Annotated in this window: 13 protein-coding genes; 7 read left to right on the forward strand and 6 right to left on the reverse strand. The window is 40.7% G+C overall.

Annotated features, from left to right (window positions below; translation table 11 throughout):
• Window positions 1–87 precede the first annotated feature (87 nt).
• The 6 genes from NIES593_RS22930 to NIES593_RS22950 all read right to left on the reverse strand — a co-directional run bounded on the left by NIES593_RS22930 (window position 88) and on the right by NIES593_RS22950 (window position 3,659).
• Window positions 88–1,290 (reverse strand): AI-2E family transporter, encoded by a 1,203-nt coding sequence (locus NIES593_RS22930; protein ID WP_073601770.1) that lies wholly within the window; start codon window positions 1,288–1,290, stop codon window positions 88–90.
• Between the two features lie 229 nt (window positions 1,291–1,519).
• The gene (locus tag NIES593_RS24465; protein WP_175561221.1) at window positions 1,520–1,669 is read right to left on the reverse strand and encodes a hypothetical protein; all 150 of its coding nucleotides are present in this window, start codon (window positions 1,667–1,669) and stop codon (window positions 1,520–1,522) included.
• 259 nt (window positions 1,670–1,928) lie between these two features.
• On the reverse strand, window positions 1,929–2,171 hold the full coding sequence (locus NIES593_RS22935) for a hypothetical protein (RefSeq protein WP_073601771.1): 243 nt from the start codon (window positions 2,169–2,171) through the stop codon (window positions 1,929–1,931).
• Window positions 2,172–2,349: 178 nt separating this feature from the next.
• Window positions 2,350–2,580: a hypothetical protein gene (locus NIES593_RS22940; protein WP_073601772.1), complete on the reverse strand. Its 231-nt coding sequence runs from the start codon at window positions 2,578–2,580 to the stop codon at window positions 2,350–2,352.
• A gap of 159 nt (window positions 2,581–2,739) precedes the next feature.
• The gene (locus tag NIES593_RS22945; protein WP_175561222.1) at window positions 2,740–3,114 is read right to left on the reverse strand and encodes an Hsp20/alpha crystallin family protein; all 375 of its coding nucleotides are present in this window, start codon (window positions 3,112–3,114) and stop codon (window positions 2,740–2,742) included.
• Window positions 3,115–3,281: 167 nt separating this feature from the next.
• Window positions 3,282–3,659 carry a response regulator gene (locus NIES593_RS22950; RefSeq protein WP_073601774.1) on the reverse strand — a complete coding sequence of 126 codons (378 nt, stop codon included), beginning with the start codon at window positions 3,657–3,659 and terminating at the stop codon, window positions 3,282–3,284.
• A gap of 490 nt (window positions 3,660–4,149) precedes the next feature.
• On the opposite strand from NIES593_RS22950, the gene fdhD reads away from it, so the two are divergent.
• The 7 genes from fdhD (at window position 4,150) to NIES593_RS22985 (ending at window position 8,891) form a co-directional block, all read left to right on the forward strand.
• Window positions 4,150–4,992, forward strand: coding sequence for a formate dehydrogenase accessory sulfurtransferase FdhD (gene fdhD, locus NIES593_RS22955; RefSeq protein ID WP_073601775.1), 843 nt, complete (start codon window positions 4,150–4,152; stop codon window positions 4,990–4,992).
• A gap of 430 nt (window positions 4,993–5,422) precedes the next feature.
• Window positions 5,423–5,647, forward strand: a complete 225-nt coding sequence (locus NIES593_RS22960) for a hypothetical protein (RefSeq protein WP_073601776.1) — start codon at window positions 5,423–5,425, stop codon at window positions 5,645–5,647.
• A gap of 645 nt (window positions 5,648–6,292) precedes the next feature.
• On the forward strand, window positions 6,293–6,730 hold the full coding sequence (locus NIES593_RS22965) for a hypothetical protein (protein ID WP_073601777.1): 438 nt from the start codon (window positions 6,293–6,295) through the stop codon (window positions 6,728–6,730).
• Window positions 6,731–6,826: 96 nt separating this feature from the next.
• Window positions 6,827–7,162: a hypothetical protein gene (locus NIES593_RS22970; RefSeq protein WP_073601778.1), complete on the forward strand. Its 336-nt coding sequence runs from the start codon at window positions 6,827–6,829 to the stop codon at window positions 7,160–7,162.
• 443 nt (window positions 7,163–7,605) lie between these two features.
• Complete coding sequence (locus tag NIES593_RS22975) at window positions 7,606–7,794, forward strand: CsbD family protein (RefSeq protein ID WP_015142118.1); 189 nt, start codon at window positions 7,606–7,608, stop codon at window positions 7,792–7,794.
• Between the two features lie 109 nt (window positions 7,795–7,903).
• Window positions 7,904–8,344 carry a hypothetical protein gene (locus NIES593_RS22980; protein WP_073601780.1) on the forward strand — a complete coding sequence of 147 codons (441 nt, stop codon included), beginning with the start codon at window positions 7,904–7,906 and terminating at the stop codon, window positions 8,342–8,344.
• Window positions 8,345–8,384: 40 nt separating this feature from the next.
• A complete protein-coding gene (locus NIES593_RS22985; protein ID WP_073601779.1) occupies window positions 8,385–8,891 on the forward strand; it encodes a hypothetical protein in 507 nt (168 codons plus the stop codon).
• Window positions 8,892–8,943: the final 52 nt, after the last annotated feature.

The raw sequence follows: 8,943 nt of genomic DNA on the forward strand, positions 1-8,943 counted from the left end.
GAATGATGCCTTCGGCGTTTTGTTGATTGGCGCGTCGTTCCTCCCTACATCTGAAGCTGAGGGCTTCCCGACGCGCATTTTCGGTGATTAGCGCGACTTAAGGATCTCAGTTTCTTCTGAGTGTTCCTCGATGGCGGTTTCTGAATCGGGATGCGTTTGTGAAATCTCTTCTGGAGAGAGATGCGGCTGCGATTGATGCTCTGTAGAGCGTACTATTGTCAGCGCCTCTTTAATCATTACTGCCGTCGGTACGGCAACAATAACCCCCAACAATCCTCCAATTCTCGCTCCGGTTAGGAGAGCCAACAAAACCCAAAATGGATTTAAACCCGTTACGCTGCCCAACACTCTCGGAGCGATTCCGTTTTCAACGATTTGCTGTACGACAACCGCAACGGCAAGTAATTGGAGTGCCGAGCCAATGTTTTGCAGCGCTACCAGCAGAGTGACTAAAGCAATTCCCACGGAGCCGCCAAAAGGAATCAGTGCCATCAAACCGATGGTTAAGCCAAAGAGCAGACCAAATGGGATTTTCAGAAGCAGAAAGCTAGAAACTAAACCTGAAGCCATTAAAGTTGCGCTAACGATCTGCGCCAGAAAGTAGTTTTGGAAACTCAATCGTAGGGTTTCAGTAAAAGGCTTCTGTATACTTTTGGGCAACCATTCGATTAAGCTCCGCCAGATGTCCTGACTGTGCAGGAGCAAATAAAAGGTTAAGATGACGGTCAAAAGAACGTCTAGCGATCGCACAACCGTAAAAACCGTCAGGTTTAAGGCTAAGTTGAGAATTTTTCCAGCGAGACTCTGTAACTCTCCTGCCAGTCGGCTGTTAATTTGAGCGATCAAACCGTCAAAGCTAATCGGTAAGCCTAAATTCTGAACCCGCTCGTCTAGCATCATTAGTTGACGTTGCCCGGAATCGAGCCATTCGGGTAAGCGTGCGACGAGTTGTTGTGCCTGGGAGAAAGCTAGTGGCAATAAGGTTAGGCCCAGCCCCAGGAAAATAAACAACGTGAGGAGAAAAACCAGGATAGCTGCGTGTTCTCGCCTCACTCCTCTACTTTGTAGGAAATTGACGGGATAATTCAGCAGGAATGCTAGGACAGAGGCTAGCAATAAAATGACAATCAGCGATCGAAAGTAACTAAAGATAGCAGAAAATGCCCTAGCATTGAGGACGGTTAGCGGAGCAGCCAGAGCGATCGCTAGTAGGCGCGATAGGGGATTAAGAGATGCCCACCAGTTCTGTAGCCAGTTGCGTTGAGGTTTAGATAAGTCAGAATCGACCATGAAACCTTCTTATGTAGTAGAGCCTGTTATTAGTTATTCTGACAGGAAGCAACCCAAGTCGAGCAAGACTGGAAATTTTCCGGTCTTTACTATAGGTCTAGCATTTTTTACGGGGGCTGATAGGAGACTAAAGATAGAGGACAGAGAATCGCTTTTGAACTGCTAAAAATTAAGAGCTAATAGCGAGTAGCTATTAGCTGATTCTATGAATTGAATTTTGACCAAATTTCTACAAAGATTGTTGATTTCCGTCATAGGGTTCGCCTTCAAAAGGCTGAACTCCGATTTCTGGATAGTCGTCATCCCTGGGGCTAAAAATCCTCAAAATGCTAAGCCAGATATTTTGAATGAGTTGTTGTATGTCTTTTAACAATTTCATAATTCCTAACCCTCCACGCGATCGGTTTATTTAGATTGTCTAAAAAATCACTATTGATGGTTTGACTTTCTTCTCTTTATCTCTATTATAATCGAATTTATCTAGAGAATTTTATTGCTTTTTATTAAAATTTACAAGTTGCCGAATAAATTAAAATTATCTAGACATTATTAAACAAGAAAATTTATTAAAAACTAGAAGTTTAGACCTCACCTCGACTTATGAGTCAAGCAAGTTTAGAGCGATCGATTTACCAAGCTTAGCGTTGAGTAGTTTCTGGCTTAAACTCTAGATTCCAGCAGTGTTCTAAAAATTGAGCGCATTCTAAATTCCAACAGCGCTCCAGCAACTGGAGCTGTAAAAAATGTTTTTTAAACTCTTGAAAATTGACGATGAATTTATAATTTGGATCTCCAATTGGTTGACTTAAATATCTATAAATTAAATTGAGATATTCTTTAAAAGTCAACCGATTTTCATCATTTTGATTATTGGCAGACATAGCATAAAAACCCTCTTGAAAAAAGTTAGAGGAGTAGTCAAATCAATTCACGATTTCCAGAAGCTTGACGTTGACTTCATCAAGATTAATAGTCGAGTTTAGCAATTGACTTGACGAGATATTGTCCTGTACTCCTCCCTAGTTTTAATGGTTTGTGCCGCAACTATTTTTTCTAAAGTTAGCCCTTAGAAGCATGGATTTCAGCTTCTGCCCGGCTAAGCATAGACTCTTCTACATGTTCTTCCTGTTGGCGTTGCTGTGCCATCAGTTCTCTTGCTTGTTCCTCTATCTCAGCGGTGTTAGCAGTTTCTAGTTCCTCTTGCGAGCGATTCAACATCGTCTCATGTAGATGCTCTTCCTGTTGACGCTTTTGGGTCATTAGTTCTCTGGCTGATTCTTTTGCGTTCATGCTCGCTTTTCCCTCCGGCTAATCGGTTTGCGATCGATTGTTTTAAAAACGACTATCTGGGAGCTAGATTGACTTAAATTGACTAGGCTCTAGTTTGAGATTAAAAAAACAATTTGAGGAAATTGTGAGGATTGAGAATTGCTAACCTGCTAGGAGTGACTAGGCTGGAAATAAAGCCAATATTTCTTGTATATTTTCCTGATTTTTAGAGGTATCCCATGTTTGAGCTTTGGGCATGATAACCGTTAGAACGCCATCGACTAATTCTGCTTCGACACGATGATTTTGAATCGGTACTGGTAACTCGATAAGACACTCAATCTGTCCGTAATGCAGTTGCGAACAAATCAGTTCTTTTTCATTGGCAAAATGTTGCTCGTGACGCTTTCCAGTAATGGAAATCAAACTTTTAGTCGTGCGAACGTCCAAGTCCCGGATCTTCACCCCTGGAATTTCTGCTCTCAAAATTAAAGCCGTATCCGTTTCTATTAGTTCAATAGGAGGATACCAAACCCGATTTTCGTTTAATAACATAAACATTCCCTCCCACTCTCTCGATTGCTTATTAATTTTTTGAATTTTACTCGCTCTTGGAGATTTCATCATTCGAGTCGGGATTTTAACTTTAAGAATAAAGAAACAATTTGAGGAAATTGTGAGGATTTGGGATCGTTATATTTAAATTAATTTTTCTAGAAGGGTTAGTCAGTCCAACCAAGGATTTCTGAAATTTGACTGGCTAGCTCCAGAGGATTAAACGGCTTGGGGATCGCCGCTAAACTCTTAAGAACTGGACTAGAATCACTGGTAGCTATTACTTTTGCTGTTAAGAAAATTACAGGAATTTGACGAGTAAGAGGATTTTCTTGCAACTTTTCAAAAGTTGTCAGCCCATCCATTTCTGGCATAATCAGATCTAACAAAATGGCATCTGGTTGTTCGCTTTCTGCTTTGCTTAATCCCTCTAAGCCAGAACTAGCTGTTATTACCTGCCATCCGGCTACGGTTTCCAGACAAATTTGGGTAACTTCCTGAATGTACTGTTCGTTGTCAATGACTAAAATTCGCTTGGTTGTCATACTTGTTTCTTTACACAATTAATTAGGCGCGATCGCACTTGGTTTTTGAAAATATTTTCTCTCTAAAAATATGGCAGAATAAACCGACTAAAATTGAAAGGCTAGCTCGCAAATGAGAAGCTTAAATTTCAGTTGATTGGCACAAGTAATAGAGAATTACACTTTCTAGCAAACTAATCAATCGCGAAGGGTTTACTGATGCGGTTACAGCCGCTTATGCTTGTTTTGGGAAAAACTAAAGAGTTTTTTGTCGTTCTGCCTCGCTCGGCTTTTGTCGATCGAGATTTGGTTAACTTTTTTCTAAATCAAATCTTTTTTGTTTAATTTAAATGTTTTCTTTTCTAAGTTAACATGTTTCAACTCTTCTTGGGGGTTTTTCATTTTACTACGTTTGTTTTCAAAAACAATTCTTAAATATCCTGTAAGAGAGGCAATTAACTGGGTAAATTGGAATATAGATTCAGAAAAATTTTCTAGGTAAACTGAAGCGATGAAAGAGACTCCCGGCAGTAAAACAAAATCTCAAGTCTGGGTTGTAGAAAATAGTAAAATCCGTTCTCGTTCGGACTATCTTGCCACAGAAGAACCCCTAGAAATCCGTCTGATTGAACCCAAACAAACCGTTGCCATAACTATGCGAACGCCGGGAGCAGATTTCGATTTAGCTATTGGATTTCTTTACAGTGAAGGAATTATTCATCGACAAGAAGATGTTGAAAAGATTGCTTATTGCATCGATCCAGATTTAGATGGCGAACAACGCTATAACGTTATTAACGTCTCTTTAAGAAAAGGATTGCGACCCAATTTAGCGCCTTTGGAACGTCATTTTTTTACAACGAGTGCCTGTGGAGTTTGTGGAAAAGCGAGTATTGATTCGATAAAAATTCGCGATTGTCCGATGATTTCTACCGAACGAACGGTTACGCCTGAAATCATTTATAGTCTACCGGATAAATTGCGTTCTGCCCAAGGAATTTTTACGGTAACGGGGGGATTACATGCATCCGCTCTATTTGACTTTCAAGGACAACTGATAAAATTGCGAGAGGATGTAGGAAGGCATAATGCACTCGATAAATTAATTGGTTCGGCTTTTTTAGCCGATGAATTACCTCTAAATGAATATATTGTCATGGTTAGCGGGCGATCGAGTTTTGAAATTCTGCAAAAGTGCATTGCTGCTGGCGTTTCAATCGTTTGTGCCGTTTCTGCACCGAGTAGTTTGGCTGTTGCCGTCGCTAAAGAATTTGGGATTACTTTAATCGGTTTTTTACGCGGACAAAAATTTAATATTTATTCGGGATTTGAGAGAATTTCTCTTAAAAGTTAAACTAGACACCCTACTCAGGTATTTGTTGCTAACACTTATCAAATTGCGATCGCATTTAGTTCCGAATGCGTCCGGCGACAAAACTATGTTTTTAATATTTCCTTAGAAAAAGTTTCTTCCTCTTAAGACAGAGCGAAATTTGCCCCTGAAACGGGTGCAGCAGTCGTTCTAAATCTTAAAATTTGTAAATTTATGCATAAAATCCAGATTGTCCTTCTAAGTTATTGATAGAAGTTATGAAAAGTTTTGCTTATTTAAGGTGCGATCGCACAAAGCAAAGAGAATAACTCTTTTTCGCAGACGCTTATTCAATGACTTCAGTGTAAAAATTTCAAAAGAGTAAGAACATGGCAACACAAGGAACAATAAATCTCAAGGTGATGGCGATTTTGCTAGGATTAGAGGCTTCGAGCCTGGCGAACAAATTCAATTGGGAGCTGGCGATACCTATCAAGTAGCTCCAGGTAATTTCAGTTTTCAAGTATTTGTCACCACTGGCGGAGTTCGAGATTTGATAGCTAACGTACAACTAAATCGAAGCCGTTTTAATGCCTCTGCCTCTATCGATGCTGTTGATTCGCTTTTAACTAACGTACCTGAAGGTGATTTTACTCTTACCTCTGGACAAACTTTAGGAGCCTTTGTAAGAGCCTAAAAGAATAGCGATCGCAGAGCTTACATCTGTTGTATAACCTGCCCAGAATTTAAGTTCTATGCTCATAGCGCAAGTCTATTTAAGTTAAGAGCTTGCACTCTTCGCAACAACCGCCGGGGAATCAATTCCTCGGCTCGTATATCATAGCACTTTTCACAGCGCTTCTAAATCGTCGTAATAACGACGGTTTAAGACTGACGAAAAAAAGATTTGGCTAGCTTCCTCGCTTACATTAGCGATTGGCGATTTTAGTTGAGAAGGAAGAAGCACCATGACTAGCTCTAACCATGAGAATAGCAAAGACTTCTATTATCAGTTTTAGCTTGCTGTTGGATAGGAAGCCCACAAAAGCCTTTGTCTGTTAATTCTGTGTTAAAGCTTTCTAGCGATCGCTGCTAGTAATTTCCTTGTATTTTTGATAGGCAATCTTACCATTTTGTTCTCCAAACCAAAAGAAGGAGAGATAAAAAAGCTATTCTTACTCACTTTTCGAGATTTTAGACATAATACCCAAATTAAATTTCTCTACCTATAGAGGTATTTAATTAAAATTTTTCACCATCTTATTATCCAACTGTGGATCGATTTAATTACGGATGTCTTTACGCTAAAAATAGCTTATAAGAACCAATAAGGAGTTTTTCAGTGAAAAACAATTTTATTGTTAATAATCTCTGGAAAAATGGTCGTAAATTACTTTTAGCTTTTAGCTGTTTGCTGGCATTAGCATTTGGATGGCAAGGGAGCTTCATTTTTGCCAATAATTTTGCCAATGCAACAGCCTTAGAAAGCAATTATCGATCCCTTGCCGACTTAGGAAGTTCCGGCCTCAAAAACCAGGTTGAGGGTCGCGCCCAGCAAGAACTTGGCAAAACCCAAAGCGCGATCGACGAGGCAGGAAAAAAGGTTGAAAAAGCCGCTAAAAGAACAGCCAGACAAGCCGATGCAACTGCCAAGCAGATTAAGGGTCGCGCCCAGCAAAATATAGGCAAGACTCAAAGCGAATTACAGAAGGCAGAAAATCGGGTTGAAGACACAACAGAAAATGTAATGAATAAAGTAAAAAGTTTCTTTGGACAGTAAAATTCGGAAACTTGCTGACCGATCTTTCGGTTGAGTAGCTGTTTCGCACAAACAACGAAGTTAGTCTTATTAACCATAAATGATTTCGGAGGACATATGAATTTTATTCTGCATACAATACGTTTTCTAGTGACAGCTTTTGCTTGCGCTTTATTGTTCTTCTCTAGTGCCTATCCTGCTGCTGCTATTGGAAGTACCAAAAGCAATCCTTCAGAAGGCGAGGTAAATTTAAACAAAATCCAACAAAAGACAGATGAAACTATTCAAGCACCTCCGACAACACTCAGAGAAGTTCAGGAGCGATCGCAAGGAGGTTTGAATGAAGTTCAGGGAGCTGCTGACGCTAACAAAATGAAAAATCCTGAAAATTCTCAAAAAGCGACTTCTTTTATCGATGAAGTCAAAGAAACACTGAAGGATATTACTCAATAGAGTTTCTAAAAATCGAATTGCAATTATCAGTTCGCAATTAGTCAGCCGTTCTGTGTGTGGCGAGTTTTTGACAGTAACTGTAGGGAAGTAAGGGCGTGTTTTTAGATCGAAGCACCCTTACTTCTTAATCCAAAATCCGCCGTTCTCCTTGAAGAGGTTCAAGGAGCGTGCGGCGGCTTCGCCAAAATGGTATTAGCCTACCAACTCTAAACAGGGATTCTTCGTTAGATTCTACTGCACTGGGAATGACAAAATGAACTTTTCAGATGTCCTCTTATCCAACTTATTTTTTACTAAAATTAGAGTAAAAATTTTTCTATAAATCTAACCTCAGAAAGATAAACAATCGATCGCGTTTTTATAGAATTTAAAAAGCAGGATTAAGGATAGTTTTACCCCTGCTAAATTGAATTTATTCTGTTATCAAAAAACGGAGCAGTCAAATGAGTTTAGAAGAAAAAGCAAAAGCCACTGCCAAAAATATTGAAGGTAAAGTGCAAGATGCAGTTGGACAAACAACTGGCGACCCCAAAGACCAAGCTGAAGGAAAAGCCAAGCAAGTCGAAGCCGAAGCACGTCATGCTAAAGAAGATATCAAAGATGATGTGAAGCGCAGTGTTGATAGAAGCTAAGGCTAACTGAAGCAGATCTAGGTAGAGCCAAAACTATCTGGATCTGCTTCTTTTTTGAGAATTTCAATCGAAAAAAATCGTTATTAGTTTGCAATTGAAGGAGGTCAGCGTGAATTTACTCGCACGGCTTCGCAGAAGTTTGGTTGCTGTTTGCTTAATTCTCTTTTTGGTGACAACGACTGCTTGTACGACAACCGCTCCAAGCGATCGCGCAGCTTACCGATTGGAGGGCGATCGCACTACTTACAGCCAAATCGAACGCGGTAATACCGCACAAGGACAGGAATTTGGCGACTGGGTAGTTCAAGCGAGCCAAGGCTTAATTAAAGATGCCTATGTACGCGGCAATGATATTTTAGGAGCGGTCATTTCGCCGCAAGTTCGCCCCACGGAAGTTCGTAGTCTTGCTAAGTCTCTCATGCAAGGGTTTGAGAAAAACTTCCCCAATCGCAATTTAACGGTGTTGATGTATGCACCAGATAAGAAGCTGATTTTAACCGCTCGATACGACAAACAGACACGCCAGATCGAATACGAAGCAGCTTCTTAGTTAAGAATTTCTAGTTTCTGCCAGTAATGAGGTTGCAATCATGCCTAGTAGTGAAGAATATAAACGCCAGATTATGAACGATCTGGCTCGCGGGAATGTCGAGTCTCTCGACGACGAATCAGAAGCAGATATCTCGTCAAAATACGAAAATTTCGATGATTTTGCTCAGCGTTCCTCTAGAGACGAGCGCCGTCGGTTATTCGGTCGGTCTTTCCATCCCGATCGCATTCCTGCCAACCAAATGGAACCCGAACTGCAACAGGCGATCGCCCAAATTAAACCCAACGAGCGAGATGATGTGGCGCGGGAATTCTTCAAGCATTTCAAACATAGGGGGTTGAGCGATCGCGATCTAGAAAGACAACTCGGATTATCGACTCATCATCCCAACCGCATGAGTGCCGATGATGTCAGCAAACTTGCTGCCTTTGCCTATCACAACCATCCCGACATTTTCCAAGAGGTTTTGGCAGACCAGCCAGCGATTCTCAAGTTTCTCAACAATCCTCTAGTAGGAGCCGCTCTAGGCGCGCTCGCCGCCAAATAGACTCGTCCGAAAATTGGCAACACGCTCTAAGCCTGGTTTTGAACGGAGTTAA

The sequence above is a fragment of the Hydrococcus rivularis NIES-593 genome (assembly GCF_001904635.1).
In the GTDB taxonomy this organism is placed as follows: domain Bacteria; phylum Cyanobacteriota; class Cyanobacteriia; order Cyanobacteriales; family Microcystaceae; genus Hydrococcus; species Hydrococcus rivularis.